15 protein-coding genes are annotated in these 20,711 nt (G+C 45.6%); 4 read left to right on the top strand and 11 right to left on the bottom strand.

Features of this window, described 5'->3' with window-relative positions:
- From Q0502_RS03240 to Q0502_RS03230, 3 genes are all read right to left on the bottom strand, one after another.
- Window positions 1-1,533 (bottom strand): S41 family peptidase (locus tag Q0502_RS03240; protein ID WP_298647077.1); only part of this gene is annotated, 1,533 nt, incomplete at its 3' end.
- A 546-nt stretch (window positions 1,534-2,079) separates the two neighbouring features.
- On the bottom strand, window positions 2,080-4,209 hold the full coding sequence (locus Q0502_RS03235; protein WP_298647074.1) for a S46 family peptidase: 2,130 nt from the start codon (window positions 4,207-4,209) through the stop codon (window positions 2,080-2,082).
- Between the two features lie 214 nt (window positions 4,210-4,423).
- A complete protein-coding gene (locus tag Q0502_RS03230) occupies window positions 4,424-5,917 on the bottom strand; it encodes an oligosaccharide flippase family protein (protein WP_298647071.1) in 1,494 nt (497 codons plus the stop codon).
- A gap of 327 nt (window positions 5,918-6,244) precedes the next feature.
- Here Q0502_RS03230 and Q0502_RS03225 point away from each other — a divergent pair, with 327 nt between their 5' ends.
- Both Q0502_RS03225 and Q0502_RS03220 read left to right on the top strand, forming a co-directional pair.
- Window positions 6,245-7,789: a glycine--tRNA ligase gene (locus Q0502_RS03225; protein ID WP_298647068.1), complete on the top strand. Its 1,545-nt coding sequence runs from the start codon at window positions 6,245-6,247 to the stop codon at window positions 7,787-7,789.
- Window positions 7,790-7,801: 12 nt separating this feature from the next.
- On the top strand, window positions 7,802-8,344 hold the full coding sequence (locus Q0502_RS03220; protein ID WP_298647066.1) for an FKBP-type peptidyl-prolyl cis-trans isomerase: 543 nt from the start codon (window positions 7,802-7,804) through the stop codon (window positions 8,342-8,344).
- Between the two features lie 38 nt (window positions 8,345-8,382).
- Here Q0502_RS03220 and Q0502_RS03215 read toward each other — a convergent pair whose 3' ends face one another.
- From Q0502_RS03215 to Q0502_RS03200, 4 genes are all read right to left on the bottom strand, one after another.
- Window positions 8,383-9,924: a PepSY-associated TM helix domain-containing protein gene (locus Q0502_RS03215; protein WP_298647063.1), complete on the bottom strand. Its 1,542-nt coding sequence runs from the start codon at window positions 9,922-9,924 to the stop codon at window positions 8,383-8,385.
- Entirely contained in the window at window positions 9,884-10,045 is a 162-nt protein-coding gene (locus Q0502_RS03210) for a hypothetical protein (RefSeq protein ID WP_298647060.1), read from the bottom strand. The genes Q0502_RS03215 and Q0502_RS03210 overlap by 41 nt, the downstream gene beginning before the upstream one ends.
- Before the next feature lie 168 nt (window positions 10,046-10,213).
- Window positions 10,214-11,959 carry an ABC transporter ATP-binding protein gene (locus Q0502_RS03205; RefSeq protein ID WP_298647058.1) on the bottom strand — a complete coding sequence of 582 codons (1,746 nt, stop codon included), beginning with the start codon at window positions 11,957-11,959 and terminating at the stop codon, window positions 10,214-10,216.
- On the bottom strand, window positions 11,952-13,745 hold the full coding sequence (locus Q0502_RS03200; RefSeq protein ID WP_298647055.1) for an ABC transporter ATP-binding protein: 1,794 nt from the start codon (window positions 13,743-13,745) through the stop codon (window positions 11,952-11,954). Before Q0502_RS03200 ends, Q0502_RS03205 begins: the two co-directional genes overlap by 8 nt.
- A gap of 367 nt (window positions 13,746-14,112) precedes the next feature.
- Between Q0502_RS03200 and Q0502_RS03195 the strand changes: the two genes are divergently transcribed.
- Entirely contained in the window at window positions 14,113-14,598 is a 486-nt protein-coding gene (locus tag Q0502_RS03195; RefSeq protein ID WP_298647052.1) for a hypothetical protein, read from the top strand.
- Between the two features lie 162 nt (window positions 14,599-14,760).
- Here Q0502_RS03195 and Q0502_RS03190 read toward each other — a convergent pair whose 3' ends face one another.
- On the bottom strand, window positions 14,761-15,669 hold the full coding sequence (locus Q0502_RS03190) for an NAD(P)/FAD-dependent oxidoreductase (protein ID WP_298647051.1): 909 nt from the start codon (window positions 15,667-15,669) through the stop codon (window positions 14,761-14,763).
- A gap of 186 nt (window positions 15,670-15,855) precedes the next feature.
- On the opposite strand from Q0502_RS03190, the gene dacB reads away from it, so the two are divergent.
- Window positions 15,856-17,292 carry a D-alanyl-D-alanine carboxypeptidase/D-alanyl-D-alanine-endopeptidase gene (gene dacB / locus Q0502_RS03185; protein WP_298647049.1) on the top strand — a complete coding sequence of 479 codons (1,437 nt, stop codon included), beginning with the start codon at window positions 15,856-15,858 and terminating at the stop codon, window positions 17,290-17,292.
- 69 nt (window positions 17,293-17,361) lie between these two features.
- On the opposite strand, the gene Q0502_RS03180 is transcribed toward dacB, so the two are convergent.
- From Q0502_RS03180 to Q0502_RS03170, 3 genes are all read right to left on the bottom strand, one after another.
- Window positions 17,362-17,979, bottom strand: coding sequence for a porin family protein (locus Q0502_RS03180; protein ID WP_298647047.1), 618 nt, complete (start codon window positions 17,977-17,979; stop codon window positions 17,362-17,364).
- 245 nt (window positions 17,980-18,224) lie between these two features.
- Window positions 18,225-19,451, bottom strand: coding sequence for a pitrilysin family protein (locus tag Q0502_RS03175; protein WP_298647044.1), 1,227 nt, complete (start codon window positions 19,449-19,451; stop codon window positions 18,225-18,227).
- 46 nt (window positions 19,452-19,497) lie between these two features.
- Complete coding sequence (locus tag Q0502_RS03170; protein ID WP_298647041.1) at window positions 19,498-20,454, bottom strand: NAD(P)-dependent oxidoreductase; 957 nt, start codon at window positions 20,452-20,454, stop codon at window positions 19,498-19,500.
- Between the last annotated feature and the right edge of the window lie 257 nt (window positions 20,455-20,711).

Genomic DNA, 20,711 nt, shown 5'->3' with positions numbered 1-20,711 from the left:
GCCAGGAAGAGGGAACAAAAATACAGCTCCATTGGCTCCTGCAGTTGTACTGCCTATTATTGTAACCTGTGGTGCAAGATAGTAGAAAAAAGTATGGTCTTCAGCCGAACTTTGCGTGTATTCATTTACTATTATTACTACTTTATAGGGATAACTTCCTATTTCACTGCTTGGAGGAGATTTTTCGTTGTCAATCAAAAAATAACCTGGCATGGAAATATTACTTAAACTTTTTCTGCTATAATATCCCCAATCTTTCATCAAATAGGGTGCAATGGCCGTCGCATTATAATCAGAAGGGTAGCACCGTAAATCAATAACTAGCCCTTTTGTATTAGACATGATTCGGGCAACCTCACTTTCTCGCTCCTCTTGCTTACAATTCGCAGGAAATATGTAACCAATAGAGTCTTGAATTATCTTGTAACCTTTTTCGTTTGGTTTTGGGCTGTAATAATTTGGTATTTTCAAGTTTTTTATGTCGTATGTTTGTATCTTTTTATTTACAGATTTCCCGTTTTGTAGAAAATTTAAACGGAGAAAGTTGTCGTTTGTCTGCAAAATTGTCATTGCAATATTTCTTAATTTTACTTCATAATTTGAAGCTGGCGTGTACGGCAATAGACGTTCAACAACCGTTTCAACTTTCTCTCCATTGATTGTTGTAATAATATCCCCAACTGAAATTTCTTTTTCGATACCGGCATAATCACTTGAAAATGATAATACTACTAATTTATTCTCAATGAATCTGGTTTCAAATGGGACTTTGCGTCGTCCATATATTTCATAAAACATTGTAGTGTCATTATGCCGAATACCTCCATGTGAATCGTCAATTTTGGCACTAAGTTTCAGACAGGCCAGCGTGTATTCCTTTTGATTTTCAGCACAGACAAATTCAGGCAACATTTCAGGCAAAACCTCCGACCATTTTGTATCGCATAGTTCGCGATAAGGGAAAAAATAATTGACAATATTCCAATATCTGAATAATGCCAGAATACGATAGGGTAACTCAGGAAATGCCATATCTTCGTAAGTCGTTTCATTGGTTATTATTACAAACGGTTCATTTGAGGTTCGTCGATAATTTAATTTAATGAAGTGATTTTCTCTGATTTGCGTATTATCTAAAATAAATTGTAATTTATCAATCGTTTTTTGGTGAAGATATGCTGTATTGAACAGTTTCCCATAATCAGCCTTCACTTTGACCCTTGACAATGGAATTGAATCTTTTTGTGTAACCTCTACTGGCGGCAGGCTATCTATCCAATTATCCAAGATAATTTTCCATCCCTCCTCATCTTGCGTATTCATAATAGTGGGAATAATTTCTATCAATTCCTTGTCCCAATCCAATTTTCCTTCAGCTACTATAGGGTAGTGGTATTTTAGAAACCCCCAAAGTTGCCCTAAGGCTACAAGCGATTTTTCCTTTTCTTTGGGCAAACAGTTTTTCGTGGAGTTCGTTGCGTGGTCACAAGACAGAAAAGCAACAAAAAAGAATGATAAAAGTAAGTGTTTCATATTGTCCAATAATATTTGACATTGTTTTTTCGGAAATTACACTTCTTGTTAGTTGAACTACCGCTGTCCATTGTGGATACCGCTTAACAGAAAACGCATTGGCGAAGTGGCGGATAAAATGGACGAAATGTTCAGTTTAGCACGACAGTGAGCCGATGTGTTTTCACAGAGCTAACTTACAAAATAAAAACGAATATGAAACACATTCGGCGGCGAAAAAAGCACAAAAGTTAGTAGGGAAAGTAAAAGTTTAATTTTTTTCACAGACATCCGGGATATTCAACAATTACTCAGACACAGTTCTGTTAAAACAACTGAAATCTATACTCATGTTACCGATGCTGCTAAATTGAAAATAAAAAGTCCGCTCAATCTTCTATGATTTTTTATAGATCATAATCCACGTGTGGAATCATACTCCAACAATCAGCCCCTCACCGGCAGTTCACTGCTAATGAGGGGCTCTTTATGCTTCTCAAATTCTGTTGTCTTACTTCTTATTTCAGACTTTTCAAGTCTTAGTTCTCAGTTCTAATTTCCGGGGTTCTACTTCTCTGCGATCTTCAACTCTTCAATAATATGCGACGCACCCATCACCTTATCGATGATATACAATACGTAACGGATATCCACGCTGATCACGCGTTGCATTTCCGGTTCAAAGAGGATGTCTCCACTGAGTGATTCCCAGTTTCCGTCGAATGCCAGCCCGATCAGTTCTGCATTCCCGTTCAATACGGGACTGCCGGAATTTCCTCCGGTAATATCATTGTTCGACAACACATTCACCCTCATCACTCCTTCGGGGTCAGCATAACGATCGAAATCGCCGGAACGAATGGAATCCAGGATATATTCCTGCACATTGAACTCGGGATCACCCGGTTTCTGTTTTTCCAATATACCCTTTGAGGTAGTGTAATAATCATACCATACGGCGTCGCGCGGTTGATATCCGCTCACTGTTCCGTAACTCATCCGCTGGGTGAAGTTGGCATCGGGGTAGAAAGTTTTGTCGGCATCCATCTCCATAAGGGCAGCCATAAACTCACGCTCTCCCCTGAGCATCTTTTCATAGGCGGGCATCATCTGTCCCGACAGTTCATAACCCATATCGGCGGTCGACAACGCCAGTTCCATGGCCGGATCCTGGGTGAGTGTTTGGGTATCTGCCGTCTTCAGTAGCCCCAGCAACTCTTCTAATGATGTGAACCGCGAGTTGGCAAACAGCCAGTCGGCATATTGTTCGTAATCTCCGCCGAACTCCTCTTCCACCTTTTGATAAATATCAGGATGATATTGTTTGGGAACACGTTCGGCATAGAGTTTCATCAGTATGGGAAGCACTTTCCTATCAAGCGCCGGTTCATAATTTTTATACGACTCGATGAAGCGGTCGTTGATAAAATCCTGTTTGTCTTCTTCGGTCCCGTCGCTGTCGAACTGCAGGATGGTATTGGCAAACCGGATCAATTCAATTCCGTTGTTAAATGTTTCTAAGAAATAAGTAGTATAAAGCGCCAGGTCGCCGGAGCCGCTATAAGCTTCTTCCAACGTGGCAAGCGTATTGCCGTATCTGGTCTGGCGGACGGGATTACTGTCGATCCATTCGGCCAATCTTGCCTCCAGCTTTTCTTTTTCGGGCAGCACTGCCAGATTAGTAAGCGCTTCGTTCATCCCCATGGAGTTCTTCCAGTAATTGGAGCTGCCGGCATATTTATTTGCGTATTTGATACGGATGGTATCGTTTTGGGTCATCGCATCCCACCAGATATCCTGTTTGGCCCCTCTCACCTCGATGCGGGGTTTGTTCTCCGACTCCATCCGCTGGCGGATCCCCCACGACGACATATAACGCTGCGTACTGCCGGGATAACCTACCGTCATTGCATAATCGCCATCGGTTACACCTTCTAATGATACGGGCATTACATATTTAGGTTTATAAGGCTCATTTTCGCTACTGTAGTTGGCCGGGCGGTTGTCCTTATCGGCATAGACACGGAATACCGAGAAATCGCCCGTATGGCGCGGCCACATCCAGTTGTCGGTATCTCCCCCGAACTTACCTACCGAAGACGGAGGAGCCGTAACAAGACGTACATCCCGAAACTCGTCATACAGCACTACATAATATTTATTGCGGGAGTAGAAGGGAACTATACGGGCATGAGTGAAAGGATCTTCCTCATATTCCGCTATCAGTGCGGTAGAGAGGGAGTCGATAGCCCGTTCACGTTGTATTTCACTGAGTACGGAAGGCACATGGGGTATGATCTGGTCCGTCACATCCGTCATTGATCTCAGGAATGACACAGTCAGCCCGTCGGCAGGCAGTTCATCGCTCTGGTATTTCGCAGCAAACCCGTCTTTCAGGTAGTCATGCTCCACCGCGCTCAATTTTTGGATAGCTCCGTATCCGCAATGGTGATTGGTTAATATCAGTCCCTGGCCGGAAACCGCTACACCGGTACATCCCCCGCCGAAGATCACCACCGCATCTTTCAGTGACGATTTGCTCTCATCATATAATTGATCCACGGGAAAAGTAAATCCCAACTCCTTCATACGGGCAATACTCTCGCTGTTCAACTCTTTGAGCAACCACATACCCTCATCGGCTTTCGCCGTCAACGCCGCAAGAAATATTGCGACTACCAAACCTAATTTCTTCATAAATTACCTTCTTTTTGCACACGTCTGCCACTCTATTATTTTTTAGGCAGACTTCTGATTACCTTATTATTAACTTTATATTATTATTTTCCGTATTCCAAATTCTAAATTTCAGATTCCAAACTCATCATCAAACCCTTACCTTCCATCCTTTATTGTGCGAAGCACATTATCACATCAACCTTCCCACCTTTTCACCTTCCAAATCTCCACATCAACGAAACCACTTCCCGATCACCGGCAATTCTCGCAAAGGCAATTCCTTCCTGACAACTGCAAGGAGATATACCGCGATCAACAGCGTATTGATCAGCAGCCGGAGCCATAAACCGGGTATATTATTATACGTCAGTGTAATCCCCGCGAAGAGGATTATCGACAGCAGGAAAAAGAATCCTGCCGACCTGAGATTATACGGGATAGGATAATTTTTTTGTCCTAAGAAATAAGATAAGAGCATCATGGTAAGGTTGGCAATAAATGATGCCCACGCACAGGCCATGTAGCCGAACCGGGGAATAAAGAGGATATTGATTGCTATGGCGACAGCAAAGCCAAGGATAGACATATACGCTCCCCAGCGGGTCTTGTCGGTAAGCTTATACCACAATGAAAGATTGAAATATACACCTAAAAAGAGATCTCCCAGTAGCATAATAGGCACCACTTTCAGCCCCACATGATACGGTACCGGGAGCAACCCCTTGATAATATCAATATAGCCTACAGTTACCAGAAAGATAAGTAATCCTAAAATAATAAAATATTTGGTGGCATCACTGAATGACTGGCGGTCATCAGCCGCCCCCTTGTTCCTTGCGAATATAAAGGGCTCAAAAGCGTAACGGAAAGCCTGGGTAAACATCACCATGATAACTGCGATCTTGATATTTTGTGTATAAATACCCAATTCCGTAAACGCCATAGTCTGATCAGGATAGACCCAGGGAAAGATGATCTGAGCCACCGTCTGATTCAATATACCCGCTATTCCCAGAATAAGAATGGGAAATGAGTAACGTAACATTTGGCGTAACAATAGCCGGTCGAACGTAAACCTGACCTTCAACTCTGGTAACACCATCAGAAATTGGATGACCGAAGCAGTGAGGTTGGATATCAGTACATAATCTACTCCACGGCTGAGATCAAACCAAGAAAACACATCGGGAAATAGTGTTTGCAACCACGGACATACCAGGAAAAAGAAAAGATTGAGAACGATAGTCAGCACGACATTGGCCATCTTGATCGCTGCAAATCGAATAGGACGTTTTTTGAAGCGAAGACTGGCAAACGGAATAGTGCCCAGCACATCGAAACAGAGAATAATTACCAACATTAGCAGGTAATGGGGTTTCATGGCTGCACCACCCAGTGCAAAAGCGGCTGGCTCTAACAATAAAAGTGCCGACACAAAGAAAAGCAATGTAGTGAAAGCAATACTGATAAAAGAGGTAGAGAAAACTCTTACGGAATCCTTCTCTTTATTGGCATACCGAAAGAAACCGGTCTCCATGCCATAAGTGAGTATCACCTGCAAAAGTGCTACCCAAGCGTAGAAGTTACCCAACACACCTATATCAGAAATCTCCGGCAGTGCGAAGGCCCAGTAGAGGGATAACAACCAGCTGAGAAGTTTAGGCAGGACGCTCCCCATACCGTAGAAAACAGTCTCCTTTGCCAATGTTTTCATTCCTCCTGCCATATTTCCCTGAAAATTTTGAAGATTGGTCGTAGAAAAACTAATAGTGAATAACGAAAAGTGAAAAGTATCAACAGCACGCCGGATAGATTATCCGGCGGTTTTTATTATTGACACGATAGTAATCGTATATTCCAATTGCAAATGTACGATTTTTCTCCGTAGCATTTGTCCCGGCCCTATCATTATTTATCTTTAAGAAGAATGATAGCAAAAATATAGAAAAAAAAAGCTTACTTTGCAGGTTGAAATAGTGAATATATAGAAATTAATATGTAACGCAGGTGAAAGGCTGTTACCGTGCAGACCGGAAGCATGCAGACAAAATTTATGGCACAGGACGACGTTTTTAAGAAACTGGTATCGCATTGCAAGGAATATGGGTATGTATTCCAGTCGAGTGAAATTTATGACGGATTGAGCGCCGTATATGATTACGGGCAGATGGGTGTAGAGCTCAAGAACAACCTTAAAAAATACTGGTGGGATAGCATGGTGCTGCTGCACGAGAATGTGGTAGGGATCGATTCTGCCATCTTTATGCATCCTACCATCTGGAAGGCATCGGGACATGTGGATGCTTTCAACGATCCGCTCATCGATAACAGGGACAGTAAAAAACGGTATCGGGCTGATGTGCTGATTGAAGACCATCTGGCCAAATACGACGAAAAGATAGAGAAAGAGGTGCAGAAAGCGGCGAAGCGGTTTGGCGACCAGTTCGACGAAGCGATGTTCCGTGAGACCAATCCGCGCGTGCTGGAAAACCGGCAGAAACGGGACGAAATCCATACCCGATTCGCCAAGGCACTAAATGACAATAATCTGGAAGAACTTCGCCAGATCATTGTCGATTGCGAAATTGTCTGCCCCGTGAGCGGAACACGTAACTGGACGGAAGTGCGGCAGTTCAACCTGATGTTTTCCACCGAGATGGGATCGACGGCCGACGGCGCCATGAAAGTTTATCTGCGTCCCGAAACAGCGCAGGGTATCTTCGTGAACTTCCTGAACGTACAGAAAACCGGGCGGATGAAGATTCCCTTCGGTATCGCCCAGATCGGGAAAGCGTTCCGCAATGAGATCGTAGCCCGTCAGTTCATCTTCCGTATGCGGGAATTCGAACAGATGGAGATGCAGTTCTTCGTTACCCCCGGTGAGGAGCTGCAATGGTTTGAGCATTGGAAACAGCTCCGCATGAAATGGCACCAGGCACTGGGCTTCGGTGGGGAAAAATACCGGTTTCACGATCACGACAAACTGGCGCACTATGCCAATGCCGCCACCGACATCGAGTTCGAGATGCCGTTCGGCTTCAAGGAGGTAGAGGGTATTCACTCGCGCACCGACTTCGACCTGAGCCAGCACGAAAAATATTCCGGCAAGAAAATGCAGTACTTCGATCCGGAACAGGGAAAATCGTACGTACCCTATGTGGTGGAAACCTCCATCGGAGTGGACAGGATGTTTCTCTCTGTTCTGGCCGCCTCTTACCACGAAGAGACACTGGAAGACGGTGAGACCCGCGTACTGCTGAAGCTCCCCCCTACCCTTGCACCGGTCAAGCTGGCTATACTCCCGCTGGTGAAAAAGGACGGGCTGCCCGAAAAAGCGCGTGAGATCATGAATGACCTCAAATTCAGCTTCGCCTGTCAATACGATGAGAAAGACAGCATCGGCAAGCGCTACCGCCGCCAGGACGCCATCGGAACCCCTTTCTGCGCCACTATCGACCACCAGACGCTCGAAGACCACACGGTAACCGTCCGTTATCGCGACACGATGGAACAGGAAAGGGTCTCCATCGATTTACTGCAGCGGACTATTGCCGAAAAAACCGATATGAAAAATTTGCTGAAACAACTGTCAGCATAAAAAACCACAACAATGAAGAAACAACTATCCCTGATCATCAGCCTCTGCGCAGCTATTCTTTTTGCCTCATGCGACAAGACGGAAACGTTCGACGACAAATGGAAACTCGACAATGAGGCGCAGTTCAATACAATTGCCAATGATCCAGCATATGAAAAAATCGAATCCGCATCGAAACAGGGCTTCATCATGTATACGGTGATCGAATCGGGAAACGGAGCCACGCCTTTTTTCAACGAGACGGTAAAGGTACGCTATACCGGTTGGTTCAAACGCGACTGGTCACGCTTGGAAGATACTTATAAAGATGACCAGGGGAACACCATTTACAACAAAGTGGTTTTCGATTCCACAGAGAGGAATACTTTCCTTACCCTGAAGGTAAATCAATTTGTAGACGGTTTCTCTACCGCCCTGCAACATATGCAGGTCGGCGACAAATGGGAAATCTGGATTCCATGGAAACTGGGATATGGAGCCACAAAACAGGGCAATATCGAAGCCTACACCACGCTGGTTTTTGAAGTGGAACTGGTCGGCATTGTAAAAGAGTAAGTATACGGCAATTTCATGAAAGGGGCCCAATAACACCGCTAACCCCGTTTTCTCTTTTTATGGCGCCGGCGGTAAACAATGTAGCCCGAAACAAGAATGGTGGTGAATATCACCCCCGACAGGAAGATAAACAAATCGGTAAGCACGCCCAAAAGAGGTTTATAAATCCGTCCGACGTGTACTTCAAGGCTCAGATGCCACAACGACATCTTTCCCTCTTTACGGATAAAAACGGGCATCGGGATAAAAGGCTCGTCCGAATGAAGCAGTTTGGCACCTTTGGAATAATCGAACACCACCTGCTTGTCGCCGAAATCGGACGAATAACCGCTAACGGCATTGCTTAATGTAGGGGGACCGGGACGGCGGGGCGCTACTTTCTTCATCGTATAAGCGTCGAGACTCTCGCCTGTCTGCCTATCCCAATAATATATCCCGCTGAATGACCCTGCCAGCCAGGTCGTCGTATCGGTTTGTTCCAACACATTGACTCCCATAATGCTAATGGGTGGTATTTTTCTCATCTTCACGGGCGTACCCTCCAAGTCTTTGAGGCTAAAAAAACCGTCGGACGAATACAATATCCAATCTTTTTCAAAAGCATCGTAACGTAATGTACGCAATTTGTCGTACCAAACGTTGGGTTTATGCAACACAGTGCCGGGTATGGTCTTCACCTTTGTCCGTATAATGGCGATCAGCAAAGGCGGACGAAGGAAAGTGCCGGAAACAGTCAGTATCAGAAAGAAAACGAATAATATAACGCCCGGTTTGTTATGCCATTTCAACGTGGCTTTATAAGCGTCTGACTGCGCCTTTGTAGGTAGTTGTTTCTTTCTGCGCCGTTTTGCTATTTTCGGGAAAATGGTAAGCAACACCCCCGTAACACTTAATACAATAACGACAATACCCAACAAATCAACAAACAATTTGCCAGCCAACCCCAAAAGCTCGCCACTGTGCAATGTCCACATTGTCCTGAACAGCGTAGCTTCGCGCTTGTAATCGTCGGGGACAGCGAGGGTTATTTTATCGAACTGTTCGTAAGGAGCCGTCGCAACAAATATGTTTGAACGGGTAAGCAAGATCAACGAATCGCCTTTGACGACTAAATCGCAAAAACGTTCATGTGAATCTATCCGCTCCGAGATATCCAGCCATAGATTATTCTCCTTATCCAACCGGTACAATCCGAAAGTGGCCACGGCGAATACCTCGTCATTGGGTGTATGGACCATGCTGTTTATCATCCGGTTATCGGCTCCTTTGGGCATTCCGTCGACAAAAGCCTCGAAACGTGAGCCGAGCGTATCGGTTAGCCACACCCCTCCGCCGCCGTACATCAACACCAATTCGGGCGTCAACCTGATAGTTCCTTTTACCGCGCCGTTATTCCAATTTTCGTAGCGGTAGTCTTTAGGCAGAACAGAGTGCGAAATATCTAATCCCGAAATCGCTTTCCGGTGGTTGAGCAATATTCCCGAAATGGAAAACATGATAATAAAAAATGCGAAAAACAGCCCCAACCACTTGTGCCATTTACGCATTCGTTTGCTTGACTTCTTCTTTTTCTCTTTCATTAAAATTAGTCGTTTTGCTTTTTTCTTTGAAGCTACCTACCACAGATAAACGGCCAGCAGAATAAAAGCAACCAGAACAATGATCATTCCCTTTTAATACCGCCACAAAGTTAATACCCATATGTTCATCTTTCAATCCCCATTAGTGGGTAGATTCGGGACAAGATGTAATGGTTTGTCCAGCGAGAGCCGACAACTTTATCGTGAAAATAAAATATCACTTCACAAAATCCTTTAGTTTGTTGGTGATGCTTGCATATTTAATCTCTTTCTGCATAAAGCAAGCAGGCTATTCGCGGTTATGCGGCGTTTGCAATTCGACCATATTCTTATATACTCCGCCGTTTTTCTTTAATAGCTCCTGTGGGGTGCCCTGTTCGACCACCTGCCCCTCCTTGAGTACAACCACCTTATCGGCATTGGCTACGGTGCGCATGCGGTGGGCGATGATCAGCACCGTGCGGCCTGTGACCAGTTCCGATATGCCGGCCTGTATTTTGGTTTCGTTCTCGGCATCCACCGAAGCCGTCGCCTCGTCCAGCAATACGATAGGCGCATCTTTCAGCAGTGCGCGGGCAATAGATATGCGTTGCCGCTCCCCACCCGAAAGCGTACTGCCGTTTTCACCGATAATGGTCCGGTATCCCTGCGGGAGATTGTGTACAAAATCATCGCACCGGGCGGCATGCGCCGCGCACAACACTTCTCCGTCGCTCGCGTCTTTTTTGCCGATTCGGATATTGTCCATCACCGAGGCATTAAACAGCACGACATCCTGAAAAACGATCGAATAGTTTTTCAATAACGTTTCGGGATCAATAGTGGTGATATCCGTACCTCCCAGAGTAATGGAGCCATTGTTTACATCCCAGAAGCGGGCGGCCAGTTTTGCGGCTGTACTTTTGCCACCGCCCGAAGGACCGATCAATGCGGTCACTTCGCCCTGGCGGGCTTCGAACGAGACGTCGTGCAGTACTTTTCCCTCGCCGTCTTTATAGGAAAAGCCGACACGGTTAAAACGAATGGTGTAATCGTCCACGTGATAACCGGTCGTTCCGCTTTGTACGGGCAGATCCATGATTTCTTTCATCCGGTTGATACGTATATCGAGAAAGAAAAGGACCGCACCGTGTTCCAACGCATTCAGCAGCGGATTGAAGATCACGGAAGAAAGGACCAGGAAGAACAGGTACGTCAGGAAATCAACATTGCCGTCGAGCAATAAGGTTGCCCCGACCAGTATCAACGTAGGTATTCCTAACTTGATAAGGGAATGAGCGGCATTAATGATCACCCCGATGAGCAGTTCGCCTTTGATTTGCGCTTTCTCAAACCGGGCCTGTACCCCGGACAGTTCGTGAAGATAGGCCTCTTCGTGCCCATACGATTTGATCTCCTGAACCTGCCGGATACCCTCCTGTATCTTCTCGGTGACCGCGCGTTTCAGTAAATAACCCGCCCGATGTTCTTTGGTTTGCATCCGTCTGGTGATTTGGAGGAGCATCAATGCTACGGGAACCACCCAAAAGACGGCGATCGCCAGTTGCCAGTTCAAAAAACTCAACCCGGCCATTGCCAGTGCCAGCGTGACAAGGGATCCCACCAATTGGGGAACGGCATGTGAAAAAGTATGTTCCAGGTCTGTGGCATCCTGCATGACCGTCGAGGTAAGATCGGACAGGTTTCTCTCTCCGAAGTATGAAAGAGGCAGTTTGCGTAATTTCTCAGCAAGCGATATACGGCGTACGGCGCTTTCATTATATACGCTGATGTAGGTATTGTTGTATTGATGCCAGGCTATCACATAGACGGTGGCGACCGATAATATACTGAATACGATATAGGGCCAGAGAGAGGAAATTACGGCTTCCTGTCCGTTCAGATAGGGAGCCAGGATGTGTTCCAGGAAGAGATACACCAAAATTACCGGCAGCATGAACGAAAAATTCTGTAAAGTAGTCCATAACGCTCCTTTGATAAAATCTTTGGCGCCCTGTTCGCTCATGGCGAAACGTTTTTGTATATATTTAAGCATGTTTTGTCTCCTTTTTGATGGCCCATCGGACCGATTGTTGGTATTCGTCCCACATACGGCGGTAAACGCCCTCTTTTTGCAGCAGTTGGGGATGCGTTCCCTGTTCGGCGATACGCCCTTCGTCCATCACGACGATCGTATCGGCGTCCGTTACAGAAGTGAGGCGGTGAGCGATCATCACCACGGTCTTACCGCGCATCAGACGTCGTAGCGCCCGCTGTATCTCCTGCTCATTCTCGGGATCGGCAAAAGCGGTGGCCTCGTCGAGGAGCACAACAGGCGCATCCTTCAGGAAGGCCCTCGCCAAGGCAACGCGCTGCTGTTCCCCACCCGAAAGGTAAATGCCTTCCGTACCGATTTTCGTATCGAGGCCCCCTGGCAGCTTGTCGATGATCTCGCGGCATTGCGCCAGTTCGATGGCACGGCCGATCTCTTCCGGCATAGCATCGGGTTTGCCGTAAAGAATATTATCGCGGATGGAGGTTTTGAAAAGTTCGGTGTTTTGAAATACGAACGAAATGTGTCGCATCAGTTCGTCGGGATGGATCTGTTTTGCATCGACACCCCCAATGGATACTTCTCCACGGCCGGCATCCCAGAAACGGGCGACAAGCCGGGCCAGGGTCGTTTTCCCGCTTCCAGACGCGCCTACCAGCGCAACCGTCTTCCCTTGCGGAATGAGCAGGTCGATATGAGAAAGCGCATCTTTCGGGGCGCCGTCGTAACGGAAGGAAACATCGTTAAAACGGATATCGTATGCTGTCGGCATCGGTAACGGCCGGAGTGTTGTAAGCTGTTGTTTTTCATCCGTCATCGCTTCGATGCGCATTACCGCTTCACCGGCCTGACGGTAACCGTCGATGACATACATCAGTTTCATGATGCATTGCCCGAAGAACGGCGTGATGAGTGCGTAGAAGATCAAATTCAGCGAAACTTGCTGCCAGTTGCCACCCATGGCTATCAGAATAATGGCCAGGGGAACGAGCAGAAAGGCAAATCCGTTAATGGCTACGGTGTAGACCGACATCGATCTCCGCATGGAAGCGGCATATTCCTTCACCCACCTGTTGTAGCCCATGATACTGTCATAAAACCGCTTGAACGAATAGACCGTTTGCTGGAACACCTTTACCACGGGAATTCCGCGTACATATTCCACGGCTTCGGTATTCATCGCTTCGAGCGAAGTCATATACTGCTGCATGGTGGTAGCGTAGTTTCTTCCCATCATCATATAGAATTGTGCGAAAGCAACCACGAGCGGGATCAGGCAGGCAAGGCCGAAGCGCCAGTCGAAGACGAACATCAGTACGAATGTGGCGGCAAACACCGCCACGCCGCCGGCCAGGTCGGGTAATTGATGCGCTACAAATGTGTGGACGATACCGGCGTTATCGTCGATCACCTTCCGCATCTTTCCGGTCGTATTTTTTGTAAAAAAACCCAACGGCATGCGCACCGCTTTCTGCATAGCCGAATAACGCAGGTTCCGTTCGAGCCGGAAAGCGGCCAGATGCGACAACATCAGCGCCGTAAAATAAAACACGATGAACAGGATCGAAAACCCGAAAGCCCACCAGGCATAACGGACGATCTCACTACCCGAAGCCGTGACTCCTTGCGTGAACAATAACCGGATGATAAGCCATACGCAAACGAACGGTATCATCCCTATCAGGCTTCCTAAAGCTGAGAGCGTGACGGAAAAAGGCAGCAGGGCGCCTTTGTTTCCCATATAACCCCTCAGCAGGGTGAAGGTGGATGGTTGTTTTTGAGACTTCATTTATTTGTTATACTGTTTTTGATGATTATACATTGCGTGAATGTTTGCCGAACGGCGACGCCAAAGCGAATGTTTGTATTTTTTTACAAAAATACCACCTCTGAACAGGCATCACAATCCCTTAAAATTGGGATTTTTTTTAAGAAATGCCATTATTTATGAGGAGTTTCAGCGAGAAGACCGACTTTTTTGGCTGATATTATAATGTTGATATTGTGGATTTGGCAAATTCAAAACTTGCGCAGGAATAGATTAACATAATTTAATCCTTCCTATGCAACATTCGGTAATATTCTTTCGTCAATATAAACAGTTACGGAGTCGGAACGCTTTATTTTTTTAAATTTATTTTATTAAATTCATCATTATGGTACAAAAATCTTTTACAATCTTGGTCTGTTGCCTGACTGTCCTGTTTCATTCATGCGAAAAAAATGAAATAAAGCTTGCCGATAAGGATTATATTATTTTCGGAAGCTACCACAGTATGTGTAGTGGAGATTGTATTGCTTTTTATAAATTGGAGGAAAATAAATTATTTAAAGACACACGAACACAATATCCTCCGCTTTATTCAGATGGGTTCTATACCGGAAACTTCGCTCAACTATCTCAAAACCAATTTGAAGAAGTGAAAGATCTGCTGGGTTATTTTCCCTCTGATTTACTGAAAGAATCTAAATCCGTGATCGGATGCCCCGACTGCGTCGATTACGGAGGATTATATATAGAATACAATGTAAAAGGAGTGAGAAAATATTGGCACTTGGATAGAATGAAAAGTGAGGTTCCGGAGAAATACCATGCCTTTATTGATAAAGTAGACGAAAAAATAGTACTACTCCGGGAATAAAAAGTTCGACTTGCGGCTCTCTTTGCCTTTCTTCAACACCCGGTAAGAAGTCCACAGGATTATCAATATATGAAGGCAAGTAATTTATTTCTGTTCATGTTGATTTTGTTTTTGTTCATATTTGTAGAATAGACATTGTGTTCATTAATCCCTGTTTTTTCACTAAAATTCCTCTTCGGTCATTTGGTTATTTACCATTGCACCGGCAATATTTCCCGCACCCACCGCATAGGCTACGGAACGCATCGGACTTGTATTGTCGCCACAAGCAAAAACATTGGCTACACTTGTTTTCTGGAACATATCTGTTTTGATAAGCCCTTGTTCCGTCAGTTCGCAACCTAACATTTCGGGTATTTTACAATGTTGTTCAAATGTAGGACGTGAGTAAATGGCTTTGAGTGCAAAAGTTGAATGGTCCTCAAAGACAATTTGCCTGATCTTTCCGTTTTCGTGATTGAGGTAAATAATTTCTTTTTCAATCAGCAGAATGTTGTGTCTGGCAAATTTGCCTGTTTGTTCCGGAGTAAATTCGGTCTTACCGTTAGTGAAAATAGTGAGGTTTTTGGTAAGGTTTCGCACTAATTGTGCATAGTGACAGGCAAAATATCCATTGGCTAAAATACCTGTTCTCTCATTCTTTACTTCGTAACCGTGGCAATAGGGACAATGAATGACTGTAATCCCCCAACATTCTGAAAAGCCTGGTATGTCGGGCATGATATCTTTTACACCTGTGGCAAAAACCAATTTCTTTGCTACGAATATAGAACCTGTTTGCGTAGTAATCTCAAAACCGGTGTCAGTTTTCTCGCCCCTTATGGCAAGGTCGTTATGAAATTTCACGGTGTTGTAATTCAAAACCTGTTTTTTTGCTTTTTCCGCAATCGTACCTGGGTTTTCTCCATCCTGTATAATAAAATTATGTGAATGGGGTGTTGGCCGGTTACAGGGTCTTCCGCTGTCGATAATTAAAACTTTTCGTAATGAACGCCCCAATGCCATTGCTGCGGAAAGCCCTGCATAACTTCCGCCGATGATGATTACCTCAAAATTTTTATTGTCTGTCATATGATTGAATTTTGGAAATGAATGTGGATAGTTCACAAAAATACCTCTTTTGAACAGTGATGACAATCCCTTAAAATGGGGATTTTTTTTAAGAAATTCCATTACTTATTAGGAGAGAATGAGCGTAATAAATAGAACGATCTGTAATTTTTTTCTTATTTTTGTAAAAATCAAAGAAATGTATCCATGACTAAGTATCTCTTCTCCGCCCTCTTTCTTTTTTTTGCCGGATTCGCCTATCCGCAAACCCCGCTACAGCGTTTCATCAGTCATCCTGCCCTGAAACATGCGTCGGTAGGTATCTCCGTGGTGGAACTGGAAAGCGGAAGAAGCATCGTTTCGTATGATGCCGAAAAATCGCTCACGCCGGCATCGGTATTGAAACTGATCACTACTGCCACAGTGCTGGAAATGTTCGGCGACAACTATCGGTACAAGACCGAAGTGGCGCTCGACGCCGATGATCCGTCGCGTATTCTGGTGCTTGGCTCCGGTGACCCCACGCTGGGCAGTGAAGCCTTCGGGGAAAACCCGAACGCTTTTTTTATCAATAGCGCCGATGCCCTGAAAAAGATCCTTCCCACGGACAGGGAATATTCCATCTACGTAGTAGATAATCTATTCGGTTATGACGGTATTTCGCCCGAATGGACCTGGATAGACATGGGGAATTACTATGCGGCAGGTGCTTATGGCATCAGTATTTTTGATAACAGCTACCGGCTGTTTTTTAATACGACCGACAGAAGCAGTTGTCCCCGCATCCTGCGTACAGAACCAGAAATCAAGGGTCTTACCTTTCAAAATTCGCTTACGCTCAACAGTACCGGACGCGACAACGGTTACATTTACGGTACTCCCTTTTCATATAACCGGACAGTGAGGGGAAACATCCCGGGCGGAAGGACTGAATTCAGCATCAAAGGCGATATCCCCGACCCGGGATTGCTGCTGGGGGAAACCCTGGCCGATCACCTTTCCCGCGCCGGATTGCAGACAGGGAAGGTGGAGACAGCCCGTACGGATTATCTTTCAGCGATTTGCACGGCGGACAGGACGCAGTCTTATCGCATCGGCAGAGTGATTTTTACACAGGCGTCGCGCCCTCTGAAGGATATCATCCGGGAGGTAAATGTGGAAAGCAACAATCATTTTGCTGAACATCTGATCCGCACTATCGGCGGCAGCGGCAGGAGCGATATCTATGCCGATGCACTGCAAGCAGGGATTGAATATACACAGGAACACTGGAAAAGAAACGGGCTCGTCACCACCTCGCTACAGATGTACGACGGGTGCGGTTTGGCCCCTCAAAACGGAGTGAGTGCACAATTCCTGACCGATTTGCTGGTACATATGTACGGTAAAAGCAGACACTCCGCCGCCTTCTTCAATTCGTTACCGAAAGCCGGGAAGGAAGGAACGTTGCAGTCTTTCCTGCAGAATACCAGGCTTAGCGGGAAGGTAGCGGCAAAAAGCGGTAGTATAGGAGGAGTCCAATGTTTTTCGGGATACCTTATCGACGGCAATAAGAAATATGCCTTCACTATAATGGTGAATAAGTTCAATGGAACCCGTCCCGAGGTGAAAGGGGCCATAGAGCAGTTCCTGCTCGGTTTGTAAAAAAAGGATGACCCTTTTGGAGCCATCCCGATTGATAATCAGCTTACTACAATTATTTTCTACTATGGATCAGAAATTATATCCCACAGAGAGGTAAGCGTTCTGGTTTTTGATATTTCCGTCCGAGACATTGGAGATATTCACCAATCCCACATCCCAGCCAAGATCGAATATTATCTGCCCGAATTCGGCGCCCACACCAAGGCCTAAACCGGCATCGAACGGCTTATACTGCCTGTTGCCATCGCCGAATATCTTATCCACATCCCATTCACCGGAGATATTACCCACTGAAGCCTTTCTGCTGCCACCCACTCCATATGCGGCGTAAGGACCTGCATGAAAAACAATACGGGTTCCGGGTGAAACATCCAGCTTATAAGCATAATGAACGGGCAGTTGCAGGTACATCAGGTTTTCTGTGTATTCGGCATCCAAGTCAACATTCTCTGTCTTGAACCCTTTGGTAGTGAAGAACAACCCTGTTTGAATAGCGCTGTTGTACATAAATTCATAATCAGCCGCCAAACCTACATGGAAACCGATCTTTACATTTTTATCGTCCAATTCGTCACCATAAAAGTTCGACATGTTCACACCACCTTTTACTCCCAGGTTTGCCTGTGCGCTTGCCGCCGTTACCAGGACAAGCATCGCTGCGATCAGCGAAAGTCTCATTTTTTTCATAATTTTTTTCATTTAGTTAAAAATCCAGTTAGTTTGTTCGTTTGAAAATCATACTCTTCAATAAATTCAAACTACTCCTTTCAGAAATAGTTCAAAAACTGTAGATACAACATCCCGCAGTCGGATATTGTTTTGTCAGATATTCTCTTTCAAACGTCAAAATCTACGGAATAAAACATCCGGCGGTGATTATTGTTCGTATAAAATCCTATATTTCAACAGAAAGAGGCATTCTGCAGATCAGATCATATATAACTCAACTCAAAAGGAGGGGTCGAGAATATTTCGTTGGCGACTATCCTGATCTCCTGGGGCGTGATCCGGTCGATTCGGGTATAGAGATCGGTCAACGGCGTATAGCGGTCAAAATGCAAAAAGGTCTTTCCCATTCCCAACGCGTTGTTTTCATGATTTTCCGCGGCAATACCCAGCTGTCCTTTCCACTGCCGCCTGGCCCGCATCAGTTGCATGGGGGTTAATTCCGCAGACATAATCTTCTCAATCTCTTTGCCGATCAGCTGCAGGCATCTCTTCCTGAATTTAGGATCAGAAGCAAAGTAAATGGTGAACAGGCCGGTATCGGAATACAATGTCAGATTTGATTCTACATTATATACCAGTCCGTGTTTTTCTCTGAGCGAAACGTTGAGACGACTGTTCAGGCTTCCTCCGCCCAGTATATGATTGATCATATACAACACATATTTATGAGGATGATGCATGCTGAATGTACTCCACCCCATTATTACATGTGATTGGGAAGTATCTTTTTGCATCTCTGTTTTTGTGGGAACCAGGATTCCGGGAGAAATCCTCCTTTTGACGGAGAATGCTCCGCTCGACGGGTTAGATGCGAACGAAAAGAATTTCTCCGCCAGACGGACCACTTTTGAAAAGGGTGTTTTTCCAAAAGAGAAAAAAACCATGCCGGCCGGCCGGTACTGCCGTTCGACAAAGCGTTTCATATTTCCGGTAGTGAATGAATGTAATGTTTCAGGATCGCCCAATATATAGTGTCCGAGATCGTGGCCGGCGAACAGCAGATTTTCAAAATCGTCATATATCAGTTCCGAAGGCGAATCGTTGTATGAATGAATTTCATCGATGATTACCTCCCGTTCCCTTTCGATCTGCCGGTCAGAAAATTGTGAATGAAAGACAATATCACTCAACAGCTCCATCGCACGGGATAAATATTCCCCGGGAAAGGCAGCATAAATAAATGTCTCTTCCTTAGCTGTGTAGGCGTTGAGTTCCCCTCCTATATCTTCCATCCGGTTAACAACATGGTGCGCCCTGCGTTTTTCCGTACCTTTGAAGAGCATATGCTCTACAAAATGGGCCATGCCGTGCTCACCGGGAAATTCATCCCGGGTGCCGGTGTTCACCGCAATCCCGCAATAGGATATGTCGGATGGAAAAGAACGGTGAATGATGCGTAAACCGTTCAATAAAGTGTGTGTCTGTACCATTTGTTGTCTAATGCTCCTCTCTCGTTTGCGTCTGTTCCGTCCAAAATCAATTTACCCGCGATACGGAGTAGGTCCCTTCATAAAATCCTATGATATTCTGCGCCATCTCAACCGACATGTTGATACGGTCTTCTATTGTCTTGGTCGCAGCGTGAGGTGCAAGCACCACGTTATCGAGTTGCAGCAGTTCCGGAAGGATATGCGGCTCATTCTCGTACACATCCAATCCGGCAGCCCAGATCGTCTTTTCTTTCAGTGCTTTTGCCAGCGCCTTCTCATCCACTATACTGCCACGGGCCGTATTGATGAATACCGCGGTGGGTTTCATCCTATTCAGTTGCTCTTCACCTATCAGATGGTGCGTTTGAGTTGTATAAGGTGCATTCAGCGAAATATAATCGGCCGTTTTGAGCAGTTCCTCAAATGCGACATATCGCGCATTATATAGGTGCTCGACCGCTTCTTCCAGCGGGGTTCTGTTATGGTAGATGATCTCCATACCCGACGCCACGGCACGGCGCGCCAGTGATTGCCCGATACGTCCCATACCAATAATACCCAATGTTTTTCCATATACCGGCAAGCCGCCCTCGGCGTAAATACCCCAGCTTACCCCTTCGTCAGTACGCAATTTACGATCATAGTAGCCTATGCGGCGCCCGGCTGCCAGCAGGAGCGCGAAAGCAAATTCAGCCGTGGGTTCGCGTGTACTGTTGGGTATATTTGTGACCACAATTCCTTTTTTTGTGGCGTAATCCACATCGATATTATTGAACCCCACACCGTAATTAGAGATCAACTCCAGTTTCACCGCCCTGTCCATGATCTCCTTATCGGTATAAAAACTGAAATTGGGGACAAGTACCTCGTAATTCGGAATCAGTTCCATCACTTCCTCTCTGGTAAAGTACGATTTATCGACAGGCAAAGCAACCTCATATTTCCCTTCCAGCGCTTTCAGTCCCTCCGGCTTCAGGCGGTATGCAATCAACACTCTCTTCATATAAATATCAATTAACAGATTTACCGATCAGCACATTGGCATATTAATATATCATCAGATCAACCATTCCACCTTCCCTCCAATCATCTTATCACCTTCCCTTGTTCTTTCGTCTTAAACGGGCAATTATCAGAAATTGTTTTCGGAGAGGGAAAGATCCATAGTTATACAACAAAAAAAACGAGCCTTCCGACCCGTTTTCCTGCTCTTCCTCTTGGACTTGAACCAAGGACCCTCTGATTAACAGTCAGATGCTC

Origin of the sequence: uncultured Proteiniphilum sp., assembly GCF_937873925.1 — a bacterium.
Lineage (GTDB): Bacteria > Bacteroidota > Bacteroidia > Bacteroidales > Dysgonomonadaceae > Proteiniphilum.
Note: the sequence above shows the minus strand (reverse complement) of the source record. Positions and strands in the feature narration are given on the sequence as shown.

Excerpts from the sequence above, each read along its gene's own strand:
- Q0502_RS03235 (WP_298647074.1), bottom strand. The coding sequence starts at position 4,209 with ATGAAGAAATTAGGTTTGGTAGTCGCAATATTTCTTGCGGCGTTGACG.
- Q0502_RS03230 (WP_298647071.1), bottom strand. The coding sequence starts at position 5,917 with ATGGCAGGAGGAATGAAAACATTGGCAAAGGAGACTGTTTTCTACGGT.
- Q0502_RS03225 (WP_298647068.1), top strand. The coding sequence starts at position 6,245 with ATGGCACAGGACGACGTTTTTAAGAAACTGGTATCGCATTGCAAGGAA.
- Q0502_RS03220 (WP_298647066.1), top strand. The coding sequence starts at position 7,802 with ATGAAGAAACAACTATCCCTGATCATCAGCCTCTGCGCAGCTATTCTT.
- Q0502_RS03215 (WP_298647063.1), bottom strand. The coding sequence starts at position 9,924 with ATGAAAGAGAAAAAGAAGAAGTCAAGCAAACGAATGCGTAAATGGCAC.
- Q0502_RS03210 (WP_298647060.1), bottom strand. The coding sequence starts at position 10,045 with ATGGGTATTAACTTTGTGGCGGTATTAAAAGGGAATGATCATTGTTCT.
- Q0502_RS03205 (WP_298647058.1), bottom strand. The coding sequence starts at position 11,959 with ATGCTTAAATATATACAAAAACGTTTCGCCATGAGCGAACAGGGCGCC.
- Q0502_RS03200 (WP_298647055.1), bottom strand. The coding sequence starts at position 13,745 with ATGAAGTCTCAAAAACAACCATCCACCTTCACCCTGCTGAGGGGTTAT.
- Q0502_RS03195 (WP_298647052.1), top strand. The coding sequence starts at position 14,113 with ATGGTACAAAAATCTTTTACAATCTTGGTCTGTTGCCTGACTGTCCTG.
- Q0502_RS03190 (WP_298647051.1), bottom strand. The coding sequence starts at position 15,669 with ATGACAGACAATAAAAATTTTGAGGTAATCATCATCGGCGGAAGTTAT.
- dacB (WP_298647049.1), top strand. The coding sequence starts at position 15,856 with ATGACTAAGTATCTCTTCTCCGCCCTCTTTCTTTTTTTTGCCGGATTC.
- Q0502_RS03180 (WP_298647047.1), bottom strand. The coding sequence starts at position 17,979 with ATGAAAAAAATGAGACTTTCGCTGATCGCAGCGATGCTTGTCCTGGTA.
- Q0502_RS03175 (WP_298647044.1), bottom strand. The coding sequence starts at position 19,451 with ATGGTACAGACACACACTTTATTGAACGGTTTACGCATCATTCACCGT.
- Q0502_RS03170 (WP_298647041.1), bottom strand. The coding sequence starts at position 20,454 with ATGAAGAGAGTGTTGATTGCATACCGCCTGAAGCCGGAGGGACTGAAA.